Consider the following 25,393-nt stretch of genomic DNA (forward strand, 5'->3'; position numbering starts at 1 on the left):
CGTCAGGCGATCAGCCTGGCGTAGAGCTCAGCATCGACATTGCCGCCGGACAAAACGATCACCACCGTCTTGCCCGCCACATCCAGCCGGCCGGCCAGCAGTGCCGCCAGCCCGACCGAACCACCGGGCTCGACCACGAGCTTCAGCTCCCGGAAGGCAAAGCCGACCGCGCGGCCCACCTCCTCATCCGAGGCCTCGACCGCAGCCGACAGAAGTTGGCTGTTGATCGCGAAGGTGATCTCGCCCGGAATCGCCGCCATCAGCGCGTCGCAGATGGTGCGTCCCTTCGCATCATGGGCCTCGCGGTGGCCGGCCCGCAGCGAGCGCGCATGGTCGTCAAAGCCCTTGGGCTCAGCCACGACCATCTGGGTGCTCGGAAAATGCGCCTTCACCGCGGTCGAGACGCCGGCAAGCAGACCACCGCCCGAAGCCGGGACGATCACCAGATCCGGCGACAGGCCGAGCGCCGCAAGGTCCTCGGCGATTTCACGACCGACGGTGCCCTGCCCTGCGATGACGTGGGGATCGTCATAGGGCGGCACCACCGTCGAGCCGCGCTTTGCTGCGATGTCGCGCGCGATCGCTTCGCGGTCCTCGCGATCGCGATCATAGAGCACGACCTCGGCACCGAACGCCTTGGTGCGCTCGCGCTTGGCCGCCGGCGCATCCGAGGGCATCACGATCGTGGCGTCCATGCCCAGCAATGTGGCGGCATGGGCGACGCCCTGCGCATGATTGCCGGAGGAGAATGCGACGACGCCGTTGCCGCGCGCTGCCTGCGGGATCGACGCCAGCTTGTTGTAGGCGCCGCGGAACTTGAACGAGCCGGTCCGCTGCAGCACCTCCGGCTTCACGAAGACGTTCGCTTTGAACTGCTCGCTCAGCACGGGAGCCGGCAGCAGCGGAGTCCGCACGGCCACGGGCGCGAGGACGCGTGCCGCCGCATCGATGTCGGCGGCGGTCACGGGCAGGATCGGGGAATGAGCTGTCATGCCCCTATTTTACCGCGCCCGATTGCCGAGAGGCAAGGGAGCCGGTGTCAGGCGGCGCGGGCGGCCAGTTGGGGAACCGGCGCGCGCTGCCGCAGCGGATCGGTCCAGGTGAGGATCTCGAAGCGGCCGTCCTCGTGCTCGACCAGCGCCGTGCAGCTCTCGACCCAGTCGCCGCAATTCATGTAGCGAATGTCGTCCTGATCGCGGATGACAGCGCAATGAATGTGGCCGCAGATCACGCCGTCAGCGCCATGCCTTCGCGCCTCGGAGGCCAGCGCCGTCTCGAACGCGCCGATGTAGTTCACCGCGTTCTTGACCTTCTGCTTGGCCCATTGCGACAGCGACCAATAGGGAACGCCGAACATGCGACGGAAAAAGTTGACCAGACGGTTCATCTGGATCGCGAAGTCATAGGCCTTGTCGCCGAGATGGGCGAGCCAGCGCGCGTTCTGCACGACCAGATCAAAGATGTCGCCGTGGATCACCAGATAGCGTTTGCCGTCAGCGCCGGTGTGGACGATGTTCTCGACGACGTCGATGCCGCCGAAATGCGTGCCGTAATAACCGCGCAGGAACTCGTCGTGATTGCCGGGGACATAGACGATCTTGGCGCCCTTGCGCGCCTTGCGCAGCATCTTCTGCACCAGGTCGTTATGCGACTGCGGCCAATGCCAGCTCGATTTGAGCGCCCAGCCGTCGATGATGTCGCCGACCAGATAGATCGTATCTGCATCATGGTGGCGCAGGAAATCGACGAGGAGATTGGCCTGCGAGCCGCGGGCTCCGAGATGAACGTCCGAGATGAACAACGTCCGAAAGCGCCGAGCCGGGCTTTCTTCACCAGCAGTCTCAAGTCCCATGCGCGCCCACCTAACAGTCCCTGATGACACCGCGATGACGAAACGCCGCACCAGCAGAACCCATCCTGCCGGACCGCTACCGGACACCGCTCGTTCGACGACTCGCGACGTCCTTCGTCACTGCCCCGCGATACCAGCGGGGTGCGACAATCAGGCGACAGGCGGGCGGCGCGAACAGGGAAAATCAGCCTCCTATCTCGGCACGGTGACGACGCGCAGATTGTTGGTGGTGCCGGCTCGCGCGAACGGGATGCCGGCGACGACGACGAGCAGGTCGCCGGCTTCAGCGAACTCCTCCTGCACAGCGAAGAAGGTCGCGCGCTCGACCATCTCCTCGTAGCTCTGCACGTCCTGCGACAGCACGCTGTGCGCGCCCCACAGCAGGCACATGCGCCGCGAGGTATCCTCGTTCGGCGTGATCGCCAGAATCGGCAGGCTCGGCCGCTTGCGCGCAACGCGCGAGGCCGAGGTTCCGCTCGACGTATAGGCCACGATCGCCCTGGCGTGGATCGCCGAGGCGAGATCGGCCGCCGCGGTTGCCACCGCATGCGGCGGCGTCTGCTCCTCGCCCGGCTGCGTCGCCTCGACGATCGAGCGATACATCTTGTGGCCTTCGGTGGCCTTGATGATGCTGTCCATCATCGCCACCGCCTCGCGCGGGTATTGGCCGCTGGCAGACTCCGCCGACAGCATCACCGCGTCGGCGCCGTCATAGATCGCAGTGGCGACGTCCGAGACCTCGGCGCGCGTCGGCGTCGGCGTCGCCACCATCGAATCCAGCATCTGCGTCGCGACGATCACCGGCTTCACGGCGAGCCGGCAGGCGCGCACCAGCTCCTTCTGCTTGCCCGGCACGTCCTCGTTGGGAATCTCGACGCCGAGATCGCCGCGGGCGACCATGATCGCGTCCGACAACTGGATGATGTCGTCGATCCGCTCCAGCGCCGCCGGCTTCTCGATCTTGGACATGATGCCGGCGCGGCCCTTGATGAGGCCCCTCGCCTCAAGCACGTCCGACGGCTTCTGCACGAACGACAGCGCCACCCAGTCGACGCCGAGCTCGAGCCCGAAGGCGAGATCGGAGCGGTCCTTGGCCGTCAGCGGCGACAGCTCCAGAATGGTGCCCGGCAGATTGACGCCCTTGTGATTGGAAATCGCGCCGCTGACGATCACCTTGGCCTCGATCCAGTCGTCGCCGAGGCCGGTGACGCGGACGCGCACGCGGCCGTCATCGATCAGAAGATCGTGACCGGGCGAGACCGCCGCAAAGATCTCCGGATGCGGCAACGGAATCGATGTCTTGTCGCCCTCGGTGCCGTTGAGGACAAATCGAATCGTCTCGCCGACTTCGACCTGGATCTTCTTGTCGCGCAGAGTGCCGACGCGAATCTTAGGACCCTGCAGATCCATCAAGATGCCGATCGGCCGCTGCACTTGCTTCTCGAGCGCGCGGATCGCGGCATGGACCTTGGCGTGATCGGCCTGGGTGCCGTGGCTGAAGTTGAGACGAAAGGTGTCCACACCGGCGAGGAACAGCGCTTTCAGCATCTCCGGAGAATTGCTCGCGGGACCGACAGTCGCAACGATCTTGGCTCGACGGTGACGACGCATGATGTGTCCTTTCTCCTTAAGCCGTGTCTCGCGTCTCTATGACACGCATGTGATTGGCATGCGCGGACGCAGCGGAAGCGCTGATATACGCCCCGCAGCGTCCATTGCAAGCGCGACACGAAACACGCCAAAATTGTGCAAGAGAACAGCACGCCTCAGACGTTGGAGCCGTGGATCGCGTCGATGACGGCGTCGGTCACCTGCTTGGTCGTCGCCTTGCCGCCAACATCGGGGGTCAGGATGCCGGCTGCACAGACTTTCTCGACCGCAGCCATCAGCCGCGCGGCCGCGTCCGTCTCGCCGAGATGCTCGAGCATTTGCGCGCCGGTCCAGAACGTCGCGACCGGATTGGCGATGCCCTTGCCGGTGATGTCGAAGGCCGAGCCGTGGATCGGCTCGAACATCGAGGGGAAGCGCCGCTCCGGATCGATGTTGCCGGTCGGCGCCACGCCGAGGCTGCCGGCCAGCGCGCCGGCGAGATCGGACAGGATGTCGGCATGCAAATTGGTCGCCACGATGGTGTCGAGGCTCTTCGGCTGCAGGGTCATGCGCACGGTCATCGCGTCGACCAGCATCTTGTCCCAGGTCACGTCGGGGAATTCGCGCGCCACTTCGGCGGCGATCTCGTCCCACATCACCATGCCGTGGCGTTGCGCATTCGACTTGGTGACGACGGTGAGGAACTTGCGCGGCCGCGACTGCGCCAGCTTGAACGCGTAGCGCATGATGCGGGTGACGCCGACGCGGGTGAAGACGGCAACCTCCGTGCCGACCTCCTCCGGCAGGCCGCGGTGCGCGCGACCGCCCATGCCGGCATATTCGCCTTCGGAATTCTCGCGCACGATCACCCAATCGAGATCGCCGACGCCGACATTGCGCAAGGGCGAGGCCACGCCAGGCAGGATCTTGGTCGGCCGCACATTGGCGTACTGATCAAATCCCTGGCAGATCGGCAGCCGCAGCCCCCACAGCGTGATGTGGTCGGGCACGTCGGGAGCGCCGACCGCGCCGAAATAGATCGCGTCGAACTTCTTCAGCTCGGCGAGGCCGTCGGCCGGCATCATCACGCCGTGCTTCTTGTAGTAGTCCGAGCCCCAGTCGAAGGTCTTGACGTTGAAGCTGATGTCGCCCGAGCGCTTGGCCAGCGCCTCGAGCACACGGACACCTTCGGAGATGACCTCGGGGCCGATGCCGTCGGCGGGAATCGCGGCGATGGAATGGGTGCGCATGAAAGGGCTCCGTGTGATGGGTCAGGATTGCGTGGCCGCAGCGGCCTTTGCACGTTGTGAACGTGACAGCAACAGCGTCAGCACCGCCGATACCACCAGCAGGCCGGCGACAAAATAGAGCCCGCCATTGAAGCTGCCGGTCTGGTCCTTGATCCAGCCGATCATCGCGGGACCGACGAATCCGCCGAGATTGCCGATCGAGTTGATGGTTGCAATGCCCGCCGCGGCGGCCGAGCCGGACAGGAACATGGTCGGCATGCTCCACAGCGGAGGCTTCGAGGAGGAGATGCCGACATTGACGAGCGTGAGCGCAGCGAGGACGGCGGCGACACTGGTCGACAGCCCGGCCAACCAGAGCCCGACGGCTGCGGCCACGCAGGCCAGCACGACGTGCCAGGTGCGCTCGGCGGTACGGTCGGAATGGCGCGCCCACAGGATCATGACGACCACGGCCACGGTCGGTGGCACCGCGTTGAGGAAGCCGACGGTGAAGGACGACAGGCCGAACTGCTTGATGATCTGCGGCGCCCAGACGCCGAGCGTGTAGAGGCCGGCCGAGGTGCCGAAATAGACCAGCGCGAGCGCCAGCACGCGGATGTCGGCCAGCCCGCGCCAGATGCTGTGGCTCGCGGTGGCGGCCTTGCTCGCCACCTCTGCATTCATGGTGCGCACCAGCCAGTCGCGCTCGTCGTCGGCGAGCCAGCGGGCCTGCTCCGGACGATCGGTCATGTAGGCGAGCACGACGAAGCCGAGCAGCACCGCCGGCAGCGCCTCGATCAGGAACAGCCACTGCCAGCCCTTGAAGCCGAGAATGCCGTCCATCTCCAGCAGCGCGCCGGAAACCGGAGAGCCGAGAACCGTGGAGAGCGGCGCGGCGGCCATGAACAGCGCGGTGACGGCTGCGCGCTGGCGCGCCGGGAACCAGTAGGAGAGATAGAGGATGATGCCGGGGAAGAAGCCTGCTTCCGCAGCACCAAGCAGGAAGCGCAGCACATAGAAGCTCGTCGGTCCCTGCACGAACGCCATCGCGCCGGAGACGAGGCCCCAGGTGATCATGACCCGCGCGATCCAGATGCGGGCGCCGAACTTGTCCAGCGCGAGGTTGGAGGGGACCTCGAACAGGAAATAGCCCCAGAAGAAGATGCCGGCGCCGAAGCCATAGGCCGAGGCTGACAGCCCGATGTCCTTGTTCATGGTCAGCGCTGCGAAGCCGACGTTGACGCGGTCGATGAAGGCTACGAAGTAGAGCAGCATGATGAAGGGCACGATGCGCAACGTGATCCTGCGCAGCACGCGCATTTCCAGCTCTCCGGCCATCGTCACCTCCCTGTCCCGTCTTGTCGTTGATCTGACAAGCGTAGGCGGCGAACCAGGCCGGCTTCAATACTCGCATCATTATACAAAAAAATGATATAATCCGGCCCATCGCCTCATCAGGACCCCGCCATGGAATTGCACCAGCTCCGCTGCTTCGTGGCCGCCGCCGAGGAGCTGCATTTCGGCAAGGCGGCGCAGCGGCTGCAGATGCTGCCCTCGGCGCTCGGACGCCAGATCAAGCTGCTGGAGGAGGATCTCGCGACGCCGCTGTTCGCTCGCACCACGCGCGCGGTGTCGCTGACCGAGCACGGCACGACCTTGCTGCGCGACGCCCGGGCGATCCTGGCCCGCGTCGAGGCGGTCGAAACCGGCTTCCGCCGCCGCGCGCGCGGCACGAAGGCGCAGCGGCTGCGCGTCGGCGCCATCGACAGCGCGGCCGCCGGGCTGCTGCCGCAATTGCTGCACGATTTTCGCGAGCAGCATCCCGGCATCGCGGTGCATCTCCTGGAAGAGAAGACGATCCGGCTGCTGCCGAAGATTCTCTCCGGCGCGCTCGACCTCGCCTTCGTCAGGCCGCCAGCGCGCACCGATGTCAGGCTCGAATTCCGCGCGCTGCTCAGCGAGAGCGCCGTCGTTGCGCTGCCGCAGCGGCACCGTCTGGCGTCGCGCGCCGCGGTCTCGCTGGCCGACATCGCCGACCAGCCGCTGATCGTCCCGGATCGGCGATCGCGGCCGCACAGCCACGACCTCACCATGAAGCTGTTCGCGCAGGCCGGGCTATCGCCCGACGTGGCGCAGTTTGCCGATGAGAAGCAGACCATCGTGCATCTCGTCGCCGCGCGACTCGGCATTGCCATCGTGCCGCGCTGGACCTCGCGGCTCGCGGTCTCCGGCGTCCGCTTCGTGCCGCTGCGGATGACACGCGGCAGCACCGCCGGACGGCTTCCGCTCGCGGCAGCCTGGCTGCGCGGCTCGCGCGATCCGGCGCGCGAGGCCATGCTCGGTGTGCTCGACGCGCGGCTTGCGAAATACGCCCGCGGTGCCTGACCGCAAAATCCGCCGAACATCCTACCCCAGCGGCGCCTCCGCGATGTCGAGCAGGGCACCGAGGCCATGGCGCAGGCCGCGCATCGGCTGCTGCTCCGAGGACAGGCCGAAGGCCAGCAGCGATCGCCCGGTCACCGCGTAGACGTGGCCGAAGGGCAGCGACTGCGGCTGGGCGTCCGGCTGGTTGGTGTCGAGCAGCGCCAGCCAATTATGGCCTTCGGGCACGGACGGAAGCGTGAAGTTCACGACGTCGAAATGCGCGTTGTAGACCAGCAGGAGCGTCGCATCCGAGCCACGCCGCTTGACGCCGGTCTCCTGGGCGCGGCCGTCGAGCAGCATGCCGAAGCAACGCGCGTGATCGTCAGTCCACTGCTCCGTCGTCATCTCCTCGCCCGACGGGTCGAGCCAGGTCACGTCGTTGACGCCGAGGTCCTCATTGTGCGAGCCGATCAGGAAGCGGCTGCGAAAGAGGATCGGAAACGCCTTGCGCATGGCGATCAGCTTGCGCGTGAATTCGCGTAACGCCCGCCCCTGCGGCGTGATGCCCATCCAGTCGAGCCAGGTGGTCTCATTGTCCTGCGCATAGGCGTTGTTGGTGCCGTTCTGGGTATGGCCGAACTCGTCGCCGGCCAGCAGCATCGGCGTGCCATGCGACAGCAGCATCGTGGCCAGCAGATTGCGCTTCTGGCGCTCGCGCAACGCGGTGATCTCGGGGTCGTCGGTCGGTCCTTCGACGCCGCAATTCCAGGAGTGGTTGTTGCTGTGGCCGTCGCGATTGTCCTCGCCATTGGCCTCGTTGTGCTTGTCGTTGTAGGAGACGAGGTCGTTGAGGTTGAAGCCGTCATGCGCGGTGATGAAGTTCACGCTCGCCCAGGGGCGGCGGCCGCGCTTGTTGAACAGATCGCCCGAGCCGGAGATGCGCTTGGCGAAATCGGCGAGCGTGCCGCCATCGCCCTTCCAGAACGCACGCGCGGTGTCGCGGAACTTGTCGTTCCATTCCGCCCAGCCCGGTGGAAACTGGCCGACCTGATAGCCGCCCGGACCGATGTCCCAGGGCTCGGCGATCAGCTTGACGCTCGACAGCACAGGGTCCTGACGACAGGCATCCAGGAAGCTGCCGCCCTCGTCGAAGCCATAGGGCTCGCGCGCCAGGATGGTGGCGAGATCGAAGCGGAAGCCGTCGACCCGCATCTCGGTCGCCCAATAGCGCAAGGAGTCCGCGACGAGCTGCAGCACGCGCTGGTGCGACAGGTTCACCGTATTGCCGGTGCCGGTGTCGTTGATGTAGTAGCGTTTCTGGTCCGGCATCAGCCGGTAGTAGCTGGCATTGTCGATGCCTTTGAACGACAAGGTCGGCCCGAGCTCGTTGCCTTCGGCGGTGTGGTTGTAAACCACGTCGAGGATCACCTCGATGCCGTTGGCGTGGAACTGGTTGACCATGGTCTTGAATTCGGTCGCGAACGGCGTCTTCAGATAGCGCGGCTCCGGTGCGAAGAAGCCGATCGAATTGTAGCCCCAGTAGTTGCGCAGCCCCTTCTCGACCAGATAGCTGTCGTCGATGAAGGCGTGGATCGGCAACAGCTCGGCCGAGGTGATGCCCAGGGAGCGCAGATAGGCCGGAATGTCCTGATGCGCGAGACCGGCGAAGGTGCCGCGGTCGGCCTCGGGCACCAGCGGATGCAGCTTGGTGAAGCCCTTGACGTGCATCTCGTAGAAGATCGTCCGCTCCCACGGAATTTCCGGCTTGCGTGAGGTGCCCCAGGTGAAGGCGGGATCGATGACCCGGCACTTCAGCATCAAGGGCGCGCTGTCGCGGTCGTCGAACGACAGGTCCTTGTCGGCATGATCGGGCCGATAGCCGAACAGCTCCGGCCCCCACCGCAGGTTGCCGACGAGCTGCTTGGCATAGGGGTCGATCACGAGCTTGTTCGGATTGAACCTGTGACCGGCGTCCGGCTCGTAGGGTCCATGCACGCGATAGCCATACACCGTGCCGGGCCGCGCGGCCGGCAGGTAGCCGTGCCAGACCTCGTCGGTGTATTCGGGCAGCTCGATGCGCTCGAGCTCGGTCTCGCCGGTGTCGTCGAACAGGCACAGCTCGATCTTGGTCGCATGGGCGGAAAAGATCGCAAAGTTGACGCCGAGCCCGTCCCAGGTCGCGCCGAGCGGAAACGGACGGCCTTCGCTGATCCTGGTCTTGCGCAGATTGAACGCCGCCTGCGTCAAAGCGTCACCGAGGTCGGTGCGTTGGTCCATCCTTTGCCCCCTTCGTCCAATTCCCCAGATCGATTGCCGGGGGTCTCGATGATCAGCGTCGATTGCTAGGTTGCCGCTGGCGTCTCGTCCGGCACGATCACTTCCGCCTTGGTCTCGGTCACCGTCACCGACGCGATCACGGCTCCTTCCGGCGCTGCCTTCGCGGCTCGCTGCTGCGCGACTTCCTTGGTGATGGCTGCGATGGAGTTGCCGATGCGTTCGACCATCTCGGACAATTCCCCAGGCGACATCTTCAGCCGCTTGGTCACCACGCGGACCTGGGCCTGATCGGTCATGTCGAGCTTGTTGCGGGACGGCTGAATCTTCGGACGGCGCATCGGGAGTCCTCCTGCATGCCAGCTAACCTTGACTGCGGAATTTGGTTCCCGCGCTCCCTCCCCTGGGCATCGCCGTGAAGACGTGCGTCACTGCTCTCGCGGCGCCATGCGCCCGAGTGATGTCATCGGTGTTGCCCCCGATCAGGCAGTGGGCGCAGGGAATGCCGGGAGCTGGCCGCCCCCATGGCCCGCCTGCAGAAAAAAAGCAGGCGGCAGTCACCACAGGTTCAGCCGAGACATCCCGGCATTCCCCGCGCGATGGTTTTCACGCTTACTTCGCGATCTCCTCGGTGTACCGGCTTGTTAGTTGTGGAGCCTCAGGAGGTTGTCCTCGGTTAAACCGAGTCTGCTGATGGGCGGCTGGGAGTTTATGCCGCCGTGAGGCCGGTGCCAATTATACTGGTGCAGCCAGATGGGCAGTTGCGCGGCGCGCTGATCGGAAGTGGGATAGGTGTGTGCATAGGCCCACTCCCGGAGCGCTGTCTGGATAAAGCGCTCAGCCTTGCCATTGGTTCTGGGCGTGTAGGGCTTGGTGCGGATATGCTTGAGACCAATATCGCGGCAGGCCTTATCGAAATCGAAGCCGATATAGCAGCCACCGTTGTCGGTCATGACGCGGGTGACGGTAACGCCCAAGCTCTTGTAGTGAGCGACAGCGGCCTTGAGAAACGCAACAGCACTCTCGGCGGTCTGATCAGGCTTGAGCTGTGAAAAGGCGACACGGGAGTGGTCATCGATGCAGACATGCATGTACTCCCAGCCAAGTCCGCGACAATGACTATAGCCGTTCCGATTGCCGGTGACGCGATGGCCGCTTTGCGCGAAACGGCCGAGCTTTTTGATATCGATATGGATCATCTCGCCCGGCGCAGCGTGCTCATAGCGACGCACGGGTTCGATCGGCTCCAGATCACGGATTCGGTTCAACCCCAGTCGTCGCAGAACGCGGCTGACCGTGGCCGGCGACACCTTAACCTCAGCCGCAATCTGCTTGCCCGTGTGGCGCTGACGGCGCAAAGCCTCGATAGCGGTACATGTGGCAGCAGTGGTTTGGCCTGGCGATGAGTGCGGTCTGGAGGAGCGATCGAGCAATCCCTCGACACCTTCCTCGCGGAACCGCTTCACCCATTTGGCTACGGTCTTCGGCGTCGTATTGTACTGGTAAGCAGCTTCAGCATAGCTCAGCCCACCCTCAACGACACTCCGCACCATCGCCTCTCGACCTTTCGGTGTCATAGGCGCATTCTTGTGGACGTCCATCTGGTCTCTCCTTGGAACACTGAAGCTTCGCAACCTCAGCTTCCTCGGTTCAGACCGGATGGACAACCTCCTGGAAGACCACAGTTAGTCACCGTCGCCCCCGGGGTCATCGCCCGAAGACTTGGCGCCAGCATCGGGGCGCCAGGACCACGCGACTTCGCGTCCGCAAGCTGCCGTTCGTCCGCGCGAGTCGCCCCACGCTGCGGCACCCTGCAGCCACCGCATCCCGCGCCCAACGTTCCGTGACGATCGCGAAGCGCCCCTCTCGATGAGCACGGGATGGCGACAATCAAGCACGATTTCCGAAAAATGGCAACAGATTTATTTTTCTCAGAAATACGGACTGGTTCCGATCAGCCCGAGCAAGCATCGGGCGGCGCGTGCCCGCTCCGTTGACGATTGGGGTCTTGTCAGATCGCAATCGGCGCCTACCGGGGAGGCCGACGGCGGCTTGGCTCAGACGGGCGTTGTGCATAGGGGTTCGGCAAGCACATGGCCGACATGCCCGCAGCCCCCGCTCTACACGCCTCCCACGACCTGTACTGGCACGAGATTGTGCTGGAACCGCCCCACTCCCATGTCTGGAGGCACACCGGATCAATGCCATCGAACCGTTGAGCTGCGGCCGGAGCGGTTGCAAGCACTGTGATCGAAGTCATGAAGAGAAGCGCGCGCATCATCACACATCATGGCACGAGGCTGATCAATCCGAAAGGGTCTGCCGGCGCGGCGATCTCGAACTCGGGCAAAGCCCTTTGCCGCAGACGACGCTGCCGTAGGCTGGGCAAAGCGACGCCAAAGGCGGCGCGTGCCCACCATCGGCGGCGCTGGGTGCGGGCGGTGGGCACGGCGCGCGCGAAAGCTCGCCCGACAAGGCCTCGCCCCGGCGCGCCTTTGCCCACCCTACGGTCCCTCGTCAATCATGACCGGCCCGGTGACCTTCTTCCGAATGGCCTCGACCGCAATCCTGTCCCGCCCTACCCGAACAGATGCGCCAGCCAGAATGCCGCGCCGGCGGCGAGGCCGCCGACCAGCGCAGTCTGCAGCGCCGACTTGATCTTGTTGACGCCGGTGAAGTGGCCCTTGATGGCGCCGAAGATCAAGAGCGCGATGCCGGTTGCGACCACGGAGATCCGGAGTGCGGACGAGATGTCAGGCGCCAGCATGTAGGGGATCAGCGGGATCAGGCCGCCGATCACGTAGGAGCCGCCGATGGTCACGGCGCTGACCGGCGCGCGCTTCGGATCCGGGCGTTCGAGACCGAGCTCGAAGCGCATCATGAAGTCGACCCAGCGCTTGCGATCGGACGCGATGGCGTCGACCACGGTCGCCAAGGCCTGGCCTTCGAGACCATAGCCGCGGAAGATCGCCGCGACCTCCTCGACCTCGCGGCCGCGAAGGTGCTCGATCTCGTCGTGCTCCCGCTTCTCCTCGGCGGCATAGTGCTCGGCGTCGGAGCGGGCGGCGAGGTAACCGCCGAGCCCCATCGCGATCGCGCCGGCGACGACCTCGGCAAGGCCGGCGGTGACGATCACGTCGGTCTTGGCGACCGCAGCCGAGAGACCGGCGGCGAGCGCGAACGGCACGGTGAGCCCGTCGGCCATGCCGATCACGACGTCGCGGACGACTTCCGACGCGGTGAAGTGCTTTTCGATGTGCGGCGTTGCCGGCATGACGGCCTCCGATGGCGTGATCGACGGAGGCCTCTTAGCAGGCCCGGATGACAGGACCGATCACCGCAGTCCCGGCACCATCCGCCGCAGGGTGCGATCGTGCAGCCAGTAATGATGCAGCAGCGCCGCACCGGCGTGCAGGCCGATCAGGATCATCAGGCCATTGGCCAGCGCCTCGTGCATCTCCTTCATGTCGTGGGCGAAGCCGCGGTCGCCGACCCAGGGTGAGGCGATCTCGAACAGGCCGAACACCGGCAAGCCGTAGCCGCGGGCAAACTGGGTGACGATGCCGAGGACCGGAATGGCGAACATGATGCCGTAGATCAGCAGATGCGTGATCTCGCCGATGTGAACGGTCCACGCGCCGAATTTGGTCGCTTCAGGCGCCGGCGGCGGATCGGCCAGGCGCCAGGCCAGGCGCGCGAGCGCAAAGCCCAGCATCGCCAGCCCGAGCGAGACGTGCATGAACAGGCCCGTGTCATGAGAGCCGCGTGGCAGGATGTCGCCGAGATGACCCGAGATCCAGGCCGCCGGCACCAGCACGGCGACGATCCAGTGCAGCCCGATCGCGACGGACCCATACGCCTTGGCGGAATTTCGAATACGCATGATCAGCTTCCTTCGACCATTGGGCACCCCCGCGGTGGCAAGCCGCGCGGGGCGTCATGACCTGAGGTAATAGCTGACCGGGGGCGTCGCGCCGCTGACGCGGGATGTCAGCCTACTGTCAGAATGGACGGCGCCGGGGTCGCCTGGGACATCGCGGGCTGCGGCCAGCGGAGCGCCGAGACGATGGCCGGCGCGATCGTGATCCTGGCGCCGCCCAGCTCGGAACGGCCGATCTGCAGCCGCCAGCCATAGGCTTCGAGCACGTCCTGCACGATCGCGAGCCCCAGCCCGCTGCCCGGCCCCTGCTCGTCGAGGCGGCCGCCGCGCTCGAGCACGCGGCCGATCTTCGCGTCCGGAATGCCCGGACCGTCATCCTCGACGATGACGATCAGAGGGGTGGCACTCGCGACGATGCGAACCGTGCTCGCCGCATGACGCGCGGCGTTCTCCAGCAGATTGCCGAGCACCTCGGCGAGATCCGTCCGATCCATGGCGACGCTCAGGCCCGGGGGCACTTCGCCATCGAAGCTGACATGGGCGGCCGCCGGCGTGCGGCCGAGCGTCCCGAGCAGCGCATTCACCAAAGGCGCGAGCTCGGTCGCGGCCTCCGGCCCGCCGCGGGCCTTGCCGCGCAGCCGCGCCAGCGCCAGCTCGCGATCAACCTGCCGGCTCATCGCCTCGGCGACATCCTCGATGTTGCGCGCCAGCTCGAGCTGGCCGAGCTCCCTCAAGCGCGCGGCGTCGGCCGTGAGGGCGGCGAGCGGCGTCTTGAAGCCGTGGGCGAGATCGGCCGCACGGCTGCGCGAGCGCATGATCTCGCGCTGCTGCGCATCGAGCAGCGCGTTGACCTCCTCGACCAGCGGCGCCACCTCGGTCGGCACGTCCACGGGAAGATGCTGGCGCCGACCGCTGCGGATCTCGGCGACGCCACGGCGCAGCACGCCGAGCGGACGCAGGCCGAGAGTGACCTGAACCGACGTGCCGACGGCGAGGATGACGGCCAGCACGGCGAGCGCGATCGACAGATCCTTGGCGAAGGTCAGCACCGCGCTGGTGGCACCGTCGAGGCCGTAGGCCACGGCCGCGCGCACGCGGATCTGCCTTGCCGGATTCATCAGGATGCCGCGCTCGGCGACCAGCACGTGTTCGCCATCCGGCCCGGCGAGCTCATGCTGATGCACGTCGCTCGGTCCGGGCTCGTCGATCGGCAGCGGCAGGATGGTGTCCCACAGCGAGCGCGAGCGCAGCAACTGGCCATGATCGTCCGAGATCTGCCAGTACAGCCCCGACAGCGGCACCACGAAGCGCGGATCGGCCGGCGGCCGCGCGACCACGATGCGCCCTTCCGCATCGACCTCGAGGCCGTTCAGCAATTGGCGCAGGTGAATGTCGAGATCGGAGGCGAGCGTCCGCGCGACGTGGCGCTTGAACAGCACGACCATGCCGAAGCCGGCGACGCCGAGCGCGACCAGCAGCGCGATGGTGCCCGCCGCCACCAGCCGCAGCCGCAGCGAGCCGAGCCTCATTCCGCCGTCTCCGGGATCATGTAGCCAAAGCCGCGGCGGGTCTCGATGATGTCGGCGCCGAGCTTCTTGCGGACGCGCCGGATCAGCACCTCGAGCGCGTTGGAATCGTGCTCGTGGCCGAGGCCGTAGACGTTCTCCTCCAGCTCATGCTGCGGCACGACGCGCCCGCTCTGCCGCAGCAGATAGGCGATCAGCCGGTATTCGAGCTGCGACAGCGTCACCGGCACGCCGGACAGGCTGACCTTCATCTGGCGCTCGTCGAGCGTCAGGTCGCCGGACGAGAGCACCGGCGCCGCACGGCCGGCGGACCGCCGCACGATCGCGCGCAATCGCGCCAGCAGCTCCTCGTTGCGAAACGGCTTCGGCAGATAGTCGTCGGCGCCGGCATCGATGCCGTCGACCCGCTCCGCCCAGCTCGCGCGCGCCGTCAGGATCAGCACCGGCATGTGTCGCCCCGCGCCGCGCCAGCGCTTCAGCACCGACAGGCCGTCCATGCCGGGGAGGCCGAGATCGAGGATCACGGCGCCATAGTCCTCGGTGTCGCCGAGAAACCAGGCCTGCTCGCCGTTGTCGGACGTTTCGACCAGATAGCCCGCCGCCTGAAGCGTCCGCACCAGGTCGGACGCCAGCCGCGGATCATCCTCGACCAGCAGCACACGCATCTACTTTTCCTCGATCCGTTCGATCTCGCCGCTGCGCGCATCGACATAGACCTCACGCACGCGGCCATCGCGGCCGATCACCCGAAACTCATAGCGCCAGCGGCCACGCAGGCGCTCGACATCGATCCCCATCACGTCGCCGGCGACCCGGCCACGCAATCTCGGCAGGATCTGCGACAGCGGCAAGACGTCGCCCGCCTCCACGGCATGACGCATGGCATCACGGCGCTCACGATCATCCTCGCGCGCCACCGTCGCCGCGGACGCAGCCGTCGAGATCAGCATCGCAGATGCCGTGATGCGCATGAACCGTCCAATTTGAGGCAAATGCATGATCCTTCCGGGGCCTGACGCCGTCATCTTCAGAGATCGTCGTCATTCGTTGCGCTCTCGCCACTGGTTCGAATTGCGGGGCACGAATTGCGGAGCATTCGCAAATGCTACCGAGGTGGTGCGGATGATAGTTTGAACTTCCGATGTCGGAATTGCGCATCAGACAGATGCGGGGGTGGAAACTCGCACAGGATCGGCATCCTGCCCGAGGCAAGCTGACTCCCCGCTGACACGACCCGACAGGGTGCCGTCAGTCTCGTTGCAACATGATCACGTCAGGACGGAGCGAGCCGGGGGCGGTGAGTTCGGAGACGAGCATGCGTAAGACGATGACATTGGCAGCCGTGCTGGCGGGGCTGGGCGGCATCTTGGCCATGTCACAAGCCAGCCGGGAGACGGCGCCCACGCTGGTGCCGGTGGCCCGTGCCGTGGACGGCGGTCTTGAAGCTGGTCTTGGAGCCGGTCTTGGAGCTGGTCTTGGGGCCTACCCGCATCTTGCGGCGCTGCATGCGCGGGCCGAAAGTCAGCCGCTGAGCTACGAACCGGCCCGCCGCGAGCGCGAAGGCGACGACGACGATCAGGACGAGCCGCGGCGGTGAGGCGAACCGGCCCCTGGCGAAGCACCGACCGGAGCTAGGCCGGCAGTCCCGCTTCGTACCAGCGACGCGTCGCCCTGACGATGCGCACGACCGAGAGCATCACGGGGACTTCGACGAGAACCCCGACGACCGTCGCGAGCGCGGCCCCCGAGTCGAGCCCGAACAGGCTGATCGCGGCGGCAACCGCCAGCTCGAAGAAATTGCTGGCGCCGATCAAGGCGGCCGGAGCCGCGACGCACCAGGCCACGCCGAGCCGGCGGCTGAGCCAATAGGCGATCCCCGCGTTCAGATAGACCTGGATCAGGATCGGCACGGCCAGGATCGCGATGACGACCGGCTGCTTCAGGATCTGCTCGCCCTGGAAGCCGAACAACAGCACGAGCGTACCGAGCAGCGCCGCGAGGGAGACCGGTTGCAGCACCCGCAAGGTGCGCTCCAATGCCCCGCCCTTCGTCCGCAACAAAGAGCGACGCCAGAGTTGCGAGATGATGACGGGCACAACGATGTAGAGCAGCACCGACAGCAGCAGGGTGGTCCATGGCACCGAGATCGAGGCGACGCCGAGCAGCAGGCCCACCAGCGGCGCGAACAGGAACACCATGATGACGTCGTTGAGCGCGACCTGACTCAGCGTGTAGTGCGGCTCGCCGTCGCACAGATTCGACCAGACGAACACCATCGCCGTGCACGGCGCCGCCGCCAGCAGGATCAGACCGGCCACGTAGGACGACAACTGGCCTGCGGGAAGCATCGGGGCGAACACGTGGCCGATGAAAATGCTGCCGAGCAGGGCCATCGAGAACGGCTTGATGGCCCAGTTCACGACCAGGGTGACGCCGATGCCGCGCCAATGCTCCTTCACATTGCCGAGCGCGGCAAAATCGATCTTCAGCAGCATCGGAATGATCATCAGCCAGATCAGGGCCGCGACCGGCAGATTGACCCGCGCCACCTCCGCCGACGCGACAGCCGCGAACAGCCCCGGCATGAGATGGCCGAGACCGATGCCTGCGACGATGCAGAGCAGGACCCAGACCGTCAGATAGCGCTCGAAGATCGTCATTAGATCAGGCCACGTCGGAGCGGAACGACGTTGCCCCCTCGCCCGTCCCGATCTCGCGCAGCCGCGTGCCGAGCGACATCGAATCGATGCGACCGAGCGGCAGATTGATGAAGGCGTCGATCCTGTTCTTCAGATAGCGGAAGGCGGTCGTGAACGCCGCGAGCTTCTCCAGCTCCGTGCCTTCGGCCGCCGCCGGATCCTCGATGCCCCAATGCGCGGTCATCGGTTGCCCCGGCCAGATCGGACACGCCTCGCCGGCGGCGTTGTCGCAGACGGTGAAGACGAAATCCATCGCCGGCGCGCCGGCGACGGCGAACTCGCTCCAGCTCTTCGAGCGCAGATCGTCGGTCGGATAGTCCATGCGCGCGAGGGTCTTGAGCGCCAACGGATGCACCGCGCCTTTCGGCGTGCTGCCGGCCGAGAAGGCGCGGAAGCGGCCGGCGCCGTCCTTGCGCAGGATCGATTCCGCCAGCACCGAGCGCGCCGAATTTCCGGTGCAGAGGAACAGCACATTGTAGACGCGATCAGACACGATTCTTCTCCTTGCGCTTGGGCGGACAGCAGGGGGTAAGGCTTGCGACGACGGGCGCGCAGACCTCCGGTCGGCCGCCGCAGCAGTCCTGCAGCAGAAACAGCGCGACCTTCAGAAATTGCGCGAGGTCGATGCGGTAGACGATCGATCGGCTGTGCCTGATCGAGCTGACGAGGCCGGCGCGCGCCAACACGGACAGATGCGCCGACAGCGTGTTCTGCGGCACCTCCAGCAGACGTGCGAGCTCGCCGGCCGGCAGACCGTCGGGCTCGTGCTGCACCAGGGTGCGAAAGGCCTGCAGGCGCGTCGGTTGCGCCAGCGCCGCCAAGGCCAGAACGGCCTGTTCGTTTTCCATATATCCAGAATTATCGATATATAGAGTCGGCGTCAAGGCCGACGAGCTCGAATGGTCGTTGTCGACGAACGGAGACGACGCGCCCGAAGGCTCATCGCAAGCGCAGGCGGGTGCCGTCGACGATGAGCTCGCCGTCCCGTTCCATGCGCGCCAGCGCGCGATAGAGCGCCTCATGGGTGACGCCGAGCTCGGCGGCCCAGTCCTTCTTCGACCGGCCGAGCTCGACCTCGCCGCCCTCCCCTTCGGTCTCGATGAAATGCACGATCCGCTCGCGCGCGGTCTTCAGGCTGAGCCGCTCCGACTGCGCCCGGACCGTGCGCAACTCGCGGGCGAGATGATCGCACCATCGGTCCCCGATCTCGGGACGACGCAACGCTTCGGCGAAGGCCTTGCGGTCGATCGCGAGCAGCGCTGAATCCTGCGCCGCGACGGCGTCGCAATGATACGACGCCTGATCGAGGCTGGCCTCGGCGAGAAAGCCCCGCCGCGCACGCTGCAGGATGATGTCGTCGCCGGCGCGCGAGCGGCGCAGCAATCGCACCTCGCCCGTCAGCACGAAGAACATCGCCCGCGGTCGATCACCCCGACAGAACACCGTGCCCTGGCGCGGCACCTGGACGCGCCGGGTCTGCAACCGCGCGGCCGCCGGCAGAGCGGCAAGCAATGGCGACAGCCGTGCAAGGGCGCGCCAGTCGAGCGGCGGGCGCGTGCCCTCGGGCGGGAGATGGATGATCCTCGGCATATGATCAGGATCATATGTGCCGCCGGCTGCGCGGTCTAGGGAAGACGTCACCGCGTTCGCTCAAATGGAGGTCCTCATGCGCCTGCGTCTTGCCGCCATTGTGCTGGCCTTCGTTGCGTCCGCCGGCATCGCCACGGCGCAGCACCACGGCCATCACGACCACGGCAGCCACGGGGCGCTTCCGCCAGACCCGCGCGAGCGGGTGGCGTTTCCGCCCGATCTCGCCGAGCACACCCTCGCCAACATGCGCGACCATTTGCTGGCGCTGCAGCAGATCAACGACGCGCTGGCGGCGGGCGAGCCGGACAAGGCCGGCCAGATCGCTGAGCAACGCCTGGGGATGAGCTCGCTGCGGCTGCACGGTGCCGCTGAGGTCGCCGGGTTCATGCCGCAGGGCATGCAGGAGGCCGGAACGACGATGCACAAGGCGGCGAGCCGGTTCGCCATCGAAGCGCAGAACGCGGGCGTGACCGGAGACCTCAAGCCGGCGCTGAAGGCGCTCGGCGAGACGATGGCCGCCTGCGTCGGCTGCCATGCCGGCTACCGGCTGAGATAGCGCGCCGGACAACCGACCGCGCGCGGCGCGCGCTCATTGATATTTCCAATATTCTAGAAATATCGTTTGACTCCGGCGGGCCGCCTGCCGCATCCTCCACACCATGAAGCTCGATGACGCCGCTGCCCGCCTGGAAGCCCTCGGCAACACCACGCGCCTGAAGATCTACCGCGCGCTGGTGCGCGCAGGGCATGCCGGGCCGCGCTGGTGCGTTCGGGCCGCGTCCGGCTCGAGACCGGTTTCGGCGTCACGGGGATCACCGTTGAGGACGGAAAGTTGCAGATCATCGCGGCCGGTGACCGCAGCGTCGGCGCGGACGAGCTGATCGTCGCCACCGGCTTCCGTCCCGATCTGTCGCTGCTGGCAGAGCTGCGCCTGCGGCTCGATCCGGCGATCGAAGCGCCGGTGGCGCTGGCGCCCCTGATCGATCCGAACGAGCATTCCTGCGGCACGGTACGGCCGCATGGCGCGCGCGAGCTGGCGCAGGCCGACGAGCCGGGGCTCTATCTCGCGGGCATGAAGAGCTATGGCCGCGCGCCAAATTTCCTGATGATGACGGGCTATGAGCAGGTCCGTTCGATCACCGCCGACATCGCCGGCGACAAGGCCGCCGCGCAGCGTGTCGAGCTGAAGCTGCCGGAGACCGGCGTCTGCACCCGCGGCGGACTGGAGAGCATTGCAGCCCTGCCCGGCTGCTGTGGCGGACCGGCGCCGTCCGGCGTAGACAGTTGCTGTGCCGATGATGCCAAGGCCAAGGAGGCTGGCCGCAGCGGCTGCGGCTGTTCGTGACGTAGAGCCAAGCAGAGGTTTAACGGAATGCAGGCACGACGGCTGGGCGTGGTCATCGCTCTCGGCACCGCCCAGACGCTGGCCTGGGGATCGAGCTACTATCTGCCGGCGATCCTCGCCGACCCGATCGCCAGGGATCTCGGCCTGTCCAACAACTGGTTCTTCGGCGCGTTCTCGGCCTCGCTGATCATCTCCGGCCTGTTGGGTCCGCGCATCGGCCGCCAGATCGACCGCGTCGGCGGCCGTCAGGTGCTGTGCGCCTCCAACATCGTGCTGGCGATCGGGCTGGCGCTGCTCGGCCTGTCGCATTCGCTGTGGGTGATGGCGCTGGCGTGGCTGTGGCTCGGCGTCGGCATGGGGCTCGGCCTCTATGACGCCGCGTTCGGCGCGCTCGGGCGCATCTATGGCAAGGATGCACGCGGCGCGATCACCGGCATCACCCTGATCGCGGGCTTTGCCTCCACGGTCGGCTGGCCGCTGAGCACCTGGGGGCTCGCGACGATCGGCTGGCGCGAGACCTGTTTCGCCTGGGCGATCGCGCACCTCGTGATCGGCCTGCCGCTCAATTTGTCGCTGCCGCGTGCGACCCAGATGGCGCCCGGCGAGATGCCGACCGGCAAGCCGAACATCCCGCTCGACCGCCCGATGGTGCTGATCGCGTTTGCGATGGCCGCGGCCTGGACCGTGACCGCGGCGATGGCGGTGCATCTGCCGCGGCTGATGCAGGCGTTCGGCGCGACGCCGGCGCAGGCGCTGTTCGCAGGCATGATGATCGGGCCGGCGCAGGTCGCCGCGCGGGTGTTCGAGGCCGGCTTCCTCAGCCGCTTCCATCCGCTCGCCTCGGCGCGGCTCGCCTGCATCACCCATCCGATCGCCGCCGTGACGATCGGTCTGTTCGGCGGCGGCGCCGCGGCGGCCTTCGCGCTGCTGCACGGCTCCGGCAACGGCATCCTGACGATCGCTCGCGGCACCCTGCCGCTCGCGATCTTCGGCCCCGTCAACTACGCCTACCGGCTCGGCCTGATCGGGGCGCCGTCACGGATCTGCCAGGCCTTCGCGCCGCTGCTGTTCGGCCTGCTGATCGACGGGCTCGGCCGCGGCGTGCTGATCGTGTCGGCGAGCCTCAGCCTGTCGGCGCTCGCCGCCTTGATGCTGCTCCCGGCCGGGCGCGCCGAGGCGGCGGTGCCGCGCAGCACGACCGACAAGGCGGCCTGAGCCGGTAGCACTTCCTTAACCAGCTTGCTGCGCCCACAGCCCAACCTGCCGCTGCGGACGGGCATCCTGGGGCGCATATACGGAAAGTTGAAGGTTGGATTGAAGGATACCCGTGGTCATACGGGGGTGTTCACCACACGATGGCATTGCAGCGCAAACACATGCTTCGTGTCGGGGCGGTGGCCGCCTGCGTCGGGATCTTCCTCGCCGGCGCCGATTTCGCCGTGACCGCGCTGATCGGCAACCAGACCGCGCGGCAGCTCAGCGAGCTCAGCAAGGTGGCGCTGCGCCGTTCCGAGGCCGCGATCGACTCGGCCGGATCGATCCTGAACCGTCTGATCGCGAAAGGACCGATGGATTGCAGCGCCGTCGCGCTACAGGCGCTGCGCCTTCACGTCTATCAAGGCACCATCATCAAGGACATCCGCACCGTCGATCGCGGCGGCGCGGTCGAGTGCGCGGCCTATTCCGAAACGCTCGAATTCGACAATGGCTGGGCGCGGCGCGACGAGATGTTCAAGTCCGCCGACGGCGAGCTGCGGCTGTTCCGCGTCGAGCAGTTCACCGGCGCCGCGTTCGGCGTGATGCGCGACATCGACGCGCAACGGTCGCTGGCGGCGATCCTGCGCATCGACGGCAACCTGCTGGACGTGATGCCGGTCGGCCTGCGCGCCGAGAGCAACGTCACCCTGACCCTGCCCGATGGCGAGCAGGTGGCCGGCTATCAACCCGAGACATCAGCCAAGACGCCGGCGCAGACCGTCGCCTTCACCACCGTGTCCGACCGCTATCCGCTGCAGGCCACGATCCATGTGCGACCGCAGAGCCTGAGCGCGCGCCGCGACCTCGCTTATCTCCTGACGATGCTCGCCGCCGGCACGCTGGGCGGCATGTTCGGCCTGCTGCTGGCGAGCTATCTCAGCCGGCCAGTGGACCCGGTCGCCGAGCTCGATCGCGCGCTCGCGGCCAACGAGTTCAAGCCCTATGTGCAGCCGACCTTCCGACTGAAGACCGGCGACATCGTCGGCTGCGAGATCCTGGCGCGCTGGGAGAAGCCGGACGACCGGCTGATCCCGCCGATGAGCTTCATCCCGCTCGCCGAGAGCACCGGCCGCATTGAGAAGCTGACCTGGCAGCTTCTCAAGACCGCCTTGCGCGAGCTGCAGCCGGAGATGAAGCAGGACAAGCTGTTCAAGCTGTCCGTCAACATCACCCCGCGCCATCTGCTCGGCGACCGCTTCATCGACGATCTACGCAAGACGGTCGCATCCTCGTCGGTCTCCCCCCGCCAAGTCGTGCTAGAGGTCACCGAGCGCGAGGAGCTCGCCGATCTCACCAAGGCGACTGATGTCGTGAAGGAGCTCAGCGAGCTCGGCTTCCGCGTCGCGCTCGACGACGTCGGCATCGGCCATAGCGGCCTGTCCTACATCCAGCGGCTCGGCGCGCGCATCCTGAAGATCGACAAGTTCTTCGTCGACGCGATCACCCGCGACCAGTCCGCCGTGGTGGTGGTGCAGATGCTGGTGGCGCTGGCGCGCGAGCTCGACATGTCCGTGGTCGCCGAGGGCATCGAGCATCAGGAGCAGGTCGATGCGCTGGTCGCCTGCGGCGTCGAGGAAGGCCAGGGCTATCTGGTCGCACAGCCGATGTCGCTCGGCCGTTTCAAGCAGTTCCTCGACGTGCGCCGGGCCTCGGCCGTTCCCGGCCAGGCCGGCGAGCCGGAACTGGCCGCGTGACGGCGAGCCCGCGCGCGTCGGGCACACGCCTCACTGCCTGGTCATCTGTCCGCGGATCTCGCCGCCCGGGTTCGCCTGGGTGTGGACGTTGGCGTACCATTTGCCGGCCAGCAGATCGGCCGCCTGCGCATCGGTGATCACGGCGGAGCCCGTGATCGGCGGCTCCGGGCTCTTGAACGGCAGCACGATGCCGGCGTTCTTGCCGGGCTCGCTGGGACCGTGGAAATGCGCGCCGATCGGCGGCCCGCTGAGGCCGGAGAAGGTGACCTTCCAGCTCAGCGTCTTGGTTGCGGTGTCGAAGCTCGCTTCGGCCGCGCCCGACGCGGCGGACGCGTTCGGCGGCACCTCGTTGGCGGCCTTGAGATCGGACTTTAAGATGACGGTTTCGGCGCGAGCAATCGGCGCGGCCCCGACCCAGGCGACGGCGAGCAACGCCAAATGAACGAATGTCCGTCCCATGGTTTTCCTCCTAACTCGTTTTGTGCAGTCTCGGTGTTCGAGACCCCACGGGCAAGCCGATATTCCGTGGAACGCGTTAACACCCAGGCATGGGCAGCGGCCCTGGCCGCGTTGATTGAACAATCCCGACCCCTGTGCCAAACAGGACGGGAACACAAAGGCCTCGAAAGAAAGCCATGGCGGATCGAATGGTTGCTTCCAGGACGGCGCGCGGCAAGGTGGGGCGGCCTCCGCTCGAACGTGCCGGCGAGGTCGAGGAGCGCATTCTCGACGCGGCAAAGACGGTGTTCCTCGCAAACGGCTTCGAAGGCGCGAGCGTCGACGAGATCGCGCAGACCGCGCGCGCCGGCAAGCCGACCATCTACGCGCGATTTCCCAGCAAGGCCGCGCTGTTCGCGGCCGTCATCGGCCGCCAGGCCGCGCGCAACACGCAGTATGAGAACCTGGTGCCGCAGGGCCGCACCTTCCGCGCCCGGCTGATCAGCCTCGGGCTCACCTTGATCGAGCGCGCCTTCGTCGAGGACACGATCGGCCTGATGCGCACTGCGATTGCGGAAAGTCCGCGCTTTCCCGAGCTGACGCTCGAGATCCAGGACACGGCGCGCAAGCGCGCCACCTGCAATGTGAGCCATGCGATCGGCGAGCTCGCGCGCGCCGAAGGTCTCGCCGGCAAGGGCGCCTTCTCGGCCGACCGCATCGAGGACAGCGCACGGATCTTCCTCGATCTCGTCGTGTTCGCCGTGCTGATCCGCAGCCTGCTCGGCGAGGACATGCGCGCCCTGAAGAAGGAAGCCCAGGCGCATGTCGAGAAGCGCGTCGACTTCTTCCTCGCCGCGACGACGTGATCCTAAATCTTTTTGTCCTTCCGCAGCTCCGGAAAGATCGTCTCGTCCTGCAGGATGACGTCCGCGGTGCGCTGATAGTGCGCCGTGAGCAGCGCAACCGCGCGTTCGGTGTCGGCGTCGAGCACGGCGTTCACGATGTCGGCGTGCTCGTCGCCGACGGGGCGTGACGGAAACGCCTTGCGGATCGACAGCCGGCGGTAGCGATAGAGCTGGTCGGCAAGCTGGCCGCAGAACGCGATCAGCGATTGCGAACCGCAGTTCGAGATCAGGACCCGATGATAGATCCGGTGCAGCCTCTCCCACTCCGGATTGTCCTCGAACGTCGTCGCGCTGAGCGAGCGCGGCGCGCGGCTGAGCCGATGCTGCGCCAGCACCAGTTGCTCCTCCCAATCAGGCGTCGCCGCCGCCATCGACTCGCGCAGCGCCAGCGCCTCGACCCAGCAGCGCGTCTTGGTCAGCTCGGCGAGCTCGGCGCGGCTGATGTCCTTGACGTAGAAGCCGCGCTGCTCGCGCACCTCAACCAGCCCGTCGGCAGTCAGGCGGTTGAGCGCCTCGCGCAGCGGCGTCTGCCCGGTCTGATAGGTCTCGGTCAAGAACCGCATCTGCAGCTTGCGCGACGGCGCCAGCCGGCCGGACAGCAGGTCCTCGCGCAGCCGGTCATACACATGACTCGCCTGGGTCGACGGGCCCTGCCCCTCGGCCTCCAAAACCGCATCCACGTCCGATCTCCTCTGAATCAGACGACATATATAGAGCCGGGCCACAGAACATAAAATTTATAAATTCTGA

Annotated in this window: 26 protein-coding genes and 2 pseudogenes; 8 read left to right on the forward strand and 20 right to left on the reverse strand. The window is 66.6% G+C overall.

What is annotated here, in order from left to right; translation table 11 throughout:
* Positions 1-2: 2 nt before the first annotated feature.
* From QX132_RS16090 to QX132_RS16110, 5 genes are all read right to left on the reverse strand, one after another.
* Positions 3-992: a threonine/serine dehydratase gene (locus QX132_RS16090; protein ID WP_316161895.1), complete on the reverse strand. Its 990-nt coding sequence runs from the start codon at positions 990-992 to the stop codon at positions 3-5.
* Between the two features lie 47 nt (positions 993-1,039).
* Complete coding sequence (locus QX132_RS16095) at positions 1,040-1,852, reverse strand: UDP-2,3-diacylglucosamine diphosphatase (RefSeq protein ID WP_315738828.1); 813 nt, start codon at positions 1,850-1,852, stop codon at positions 1,040-1,042.
* A gap of 192 nt (positions 1,853-2,044) precedes the next feature.
* Entirely contained in the window at positions 2,045-3,463 is a 1,419-nt protein-coding gene (gene pyk / locus QX132_RS16100) for a pyruvate kinase (protein WP_316161896.1), read from the reverse strand.
* Between the two features lie 155 nt (positions 3,464-3,618).
* Positions 3,619-4,692 carry a tartrate dehydrogenase gene (locus QX132_RS16105; protein WP_316161898.1) on the reverse strand — a complete coding sequence of 358 codons (1,074 nt, stop codon included), beginning with the start codon at positions 4,690-4,692 and terminating at the stop codon, positions 3,619-3,621.
* A gap of 21 nt (positions 4,693-4,713) precedes the next feature.
* Positions 4,714-6,009: a D-galactonate transporter gene (locus tag QX132_RS16110; RefSeq protein WP_316161900.1), complete on the reverse strand. Its 1,296-nt coding sequence runs from the start codon at positions 6,007-6,009 to the stop codon at positions 4,714-4,716.
* A 129-nt stretch (positions 6,010-6,138) separates the two neighbouring features.
* Between QX132_RS16110 and QX132_RS16115 the strand changes: the two genes are divergently transcribed.
* Positions 6,139-7,056 carry a LysR family transcriptional regulator gene (locus tag QX132_RS16115; protein ID WP_316161901.1) on the forward strand — a complete coding sequence of 306 codons (918 nt, stop codon included), beginning with the start codon at positions 6,139-6,141 and terminating at the stop codon, positions 7,054-7,056.
* A gap of 21 nt (positions 7,057-7,077) precedes the next feature.
* Here the strand turns inward: QX132_RS16115 and glgX are convergent, their stop codons facing one another.
* The 9 genes from glgX to QX132_RS16160 form a co-directional block, all read right to left on the reverse strand.
* A complete protein-coding gene (gene glgX / locus QX132_RS16120) occupies positions 7,078-9,312 on the reverse strand; it encodes a glycogen debranching protein GlgX (RefSeq protein WP_316161902.1) in 2,235 nt (744 codons plus the stop codon).
* Positions 9,313-9,377: 65 nt separating this feature from the next.
* The gene (locus tag QX132_RS16125; protein WP_315738834.1) at positions 9,378-9,650 is read right to left on the reverse strand and encodes a DUF3606 domain-containing protein; all 273 of its coding nucleotides are present in this window, start codon (positions 9,648-9,650) and stop codon (positions 9,378-9,380) included.
* A gap of 303 nt (positions 9,651-9,953) precedes the next feature.
* Positions 9,954-10,910 (reverse strand): IS481 family transposase, encoded by a 957-nt coding sequence (locus QX132_RS16130; RefSeq protein WP_315740559.1) that lies wholly within the window; start codon positions 10,908-10,910, stop codon positions 9,954-9,956.
* A 428-nt stretch (positions 10,911-11,338) separates the two neighbouring features.
* Entirely contained in the window at positions 11,339-11,590 is a 252-nt protein-coding gene (locus QX132_RS16135) for a DUF3551 domain-containing protein (RefSeq protein WP_316161905.1), read from the reverse strand.
* Positions 11,591-11,887: 297 nt separating this feature from the next.
* Positions 11,888-12,583, reverse strand: a complete 696-nt coding sequence (locus QX132_RS16140) for a VIT1/CCC1 transporter family protein (protein ID WP_315782639.1) — start codon at positions 12,581-12,583, stop codon at positions 11,888-11,890.
* 60 nt (positions 12,584-12,643) lie between these two features.
* Positions 12,644-13,192 carry a cytochrome b gene (locus tag QX132_RS16145; protein ID WP_316161907.1) on the reverse strand — a complete coding sequence of 183 codons (549 nt, stop codon included), beginning with the start codon at positions 13,190-13,192 and terminating at the stop codon, positions 12,644-12,646.
* Positions 13,193-13,299: 107 nt separating this feature from the next.
* Positions 13,300-14,718, reverse strand: a complete 1,419-nt coding sequence (locus tag QX132_RS16150) for an ATP-binding protein (protein WP_316161908.1) — start codon at positions 14,716-14,718, stop codon at positions 13,300-13,302.
* Entirely contained in the window at positions 14,715-15,380 is a 666-nt protein-coding gene (locus tag QX132_RS16155; protein ID WP_315773329.1) for a response regulator transcription factor, read from the reverse strand. Before QX132_RS16155 ends, QX132_RS16150 begins: the two co-directional genes overlap by 4 nt.
* A complete protein-coding gene (locus QX132_RS16160; RefSeq protein ID WP_315738841.1) occupies positions 15,381-15,686 on the reverse strand; it encodes a PepSY domain-containing protein in 306 nt (101 codons plus the stop codon).
* Positions 15,687-16,030: 344 nt separating this feature from the next.
* Here QX132_RS16160 and QX132_RS16165 point away from each other — a divergent pair, with 344 nt between their 5' ends.
* Positions 16,031-16,312 carry a hypothetical protein gene (locus QX132_RS16165; protein ID WP_316161909.1) on the forward strand — a complete coding sequence of 94 codons (282 nt, stop codon included), beginning with the start codon at positions 16,031-16,033 and terminating at the stop codon, positions 16,310-16,312.
* Between the two features lie 34 nt (positions 16,313-16,346).
* On the opposite strand, the gene arsB is transcribed toward QX132_RS16165, so the two are convergent.
* The 4 genes from arsB to QX132_RS16185 all read right to left on the reverse strand — a co-directional run bounded on the left by arsB (position 16,347) and on the right by QX132_RS16185 (position 19,004).
* Positions 16,347-17,375, reverse strand: a complete 1,029-nt coding sequence (gene arsB, locus QX132_RS16170) for an ACR3 family arsenite efflux transporter (RefSeq protein WP_316161911.1) — start codon at positions 17,373-17,375, stop codon at positions 16,347-16,349.
* A 4-nt stretch (positions 17,376-17,379) separates the two neighbouring features.
* On the reverse strand, positions 17,380-17,907 hold the full coding sequence (locus QX132_RS16175) for an arsenate reductase ArsC (protein ID WP_316161912.1): 528 nt from the start codon (positions 17,905-17,907) through the stop codon (positions 17,380-17,382).
* Positions 17,900-18,262 carry a metalloregulator ArsR/SmtB family transcription factor gene (locus tag QX132_RS16180; RefSeq protein ID WP_316161914.1) on the reverse strand — a complete coding sequence of 121 codons (363 nt, stop codon included), beginning with the start codon at positions 18,260-18,262 and terminating at the stop codon, positions 17,900-17,902. The genes QX132_RS16175 and QX132_RS16180 overlap by 8 nt, the downstream gene beginning before the upstream one ends.
* Before the next feature lie 91 nt (positions 18,263-18,353).
* The gene (locus QX132_RS16185) at positions 18,354-19,004 is read right to left on the reverse strand and encodes a Crp/Fnr family transcriptional regulator (protein ID WP_316161915.1); all 651 of its coding nucleotides are present in this window, start codon (positions 19,002-19,004) and stop codon (positions 18,354-18,356) included.
* Positions 19,005-19,080: 76 nt separating this feature from the next.
* On the opposite strand from QX132_RS16185, the gene QX132_RS16190 reads away from it, so the two are divergent.
* The 5 genes and pseudogenes from QX132_RS16190 (at position 19,081) to QX132_RS16210 (ending at position 23,300) form a co-directional block, all read left to right on the forward strand.
* A complete protein-coding gene (locus tag QX132_RS16190; protein ID WP_315777161.1) occupies positions 19,081-19,560 on the forward strand; it encodes a hypothetical protein in 480 nt (159 codons plus the stop codon).
* A gap of 103 nt (positions 19,561-19,663) precedes the next feature.
* Positions 19,664-19,759 (forward strand): annotated as a pseudogene (locus tag QX132_RS16195) (transcriptional regulator); the annotation flags it as partial.
* Positions 19,759-20,349 (forward strand): annotated as a pseudogene (locus tag QX132_RS16200) (FAD-dependent oxidoreductase); the annotation flags it as partial. The pseudogenes QX132_RS16195 and QX132_RS16200, both read left to right, overlap by 1 nt.
* Before the next feature lie 27 nt (positions 20,350-20,376).
* Entirely contained in the window at positions 20,377-21,564 is a 1,188-nt protein-coding gene (locus QX132_RS16205) for an MFS transporter (protein WP_316161917.1), read from the forward strand.
* A gap of 161 nt (positions 21,565-21,725) precedes the next feature.
* Positions 21,726-23,300 carry an EAL domain-containing protein gene (locus QX132_RS16210; protein ID WP_316161918.1) on the forward strand — a complete coding sequence of 525 codons (1,575 nt, stop codon included), beginning with the start codon at positions 21,726-21,728 and terminating at the stop codon, positions 23,298-23,300.
* A gap of 30 nt (positions 23,301-23,330) precedes the next feature.
* Here QX132_RS16210 and QX132_RS16215 read toward each other — a convergent pair whose 3' ends face one another.
* Entirely contained in the window at positions 23,331-23,759 is a 429-nt protein-coding gene (locus QX132_RS16215; RefSeq protein ID WP_316161919.1) for a CHRD domain-containing protein, read from the reverse strand.
* Between the two features lie 188 nt (positions 23,760-23,947).
* Here QX132_RS16215 and QX132_RS16220 point away from each other — a divergent pair, with 188 nt between their 5' ends.
* Positions 23,948-24,604, forward strand: coding sequence for a TetR/AcrR family transcriptional regulator (locus QX132_RS16220; protein ID WP_315753189.1), 657 nt, complete (start codon positions 23,948-23,950; stop codon positions 24,602-24,604).
* Between the two features lie 2 nt (positions 24,605-24,606).
* Here the strand turns inward: QX132_RS16220 and QX132_RS16225 are convergent, their stop codons facing one another.
* The gene (locus tag QX132_RS16225) at positions 24,607-25,323 is read right to left on the reverse strand and encodes a GntR family transcriptional regulator (protein ID WP_315712735.1); all 717 of its coding nucleotides are present in this window, start codon (positions 25,321-25,323) and stop codon (positions 24,607-24,609) included.
* Between the last annotated feature and the right edge of the window lie 70 nt (positions 25,324-25,393).

Source organism: Bradyrhizobium sp. SZCCHNRI20481 (assembly GCF_032485055.1).
Taxonomy (GTDB): domain Bacteria; phylum Pseudomonadota; class Alphaproteobacteria; order Rhizobiales; family Xanthobacteraceae; genus Bradyrhizobium.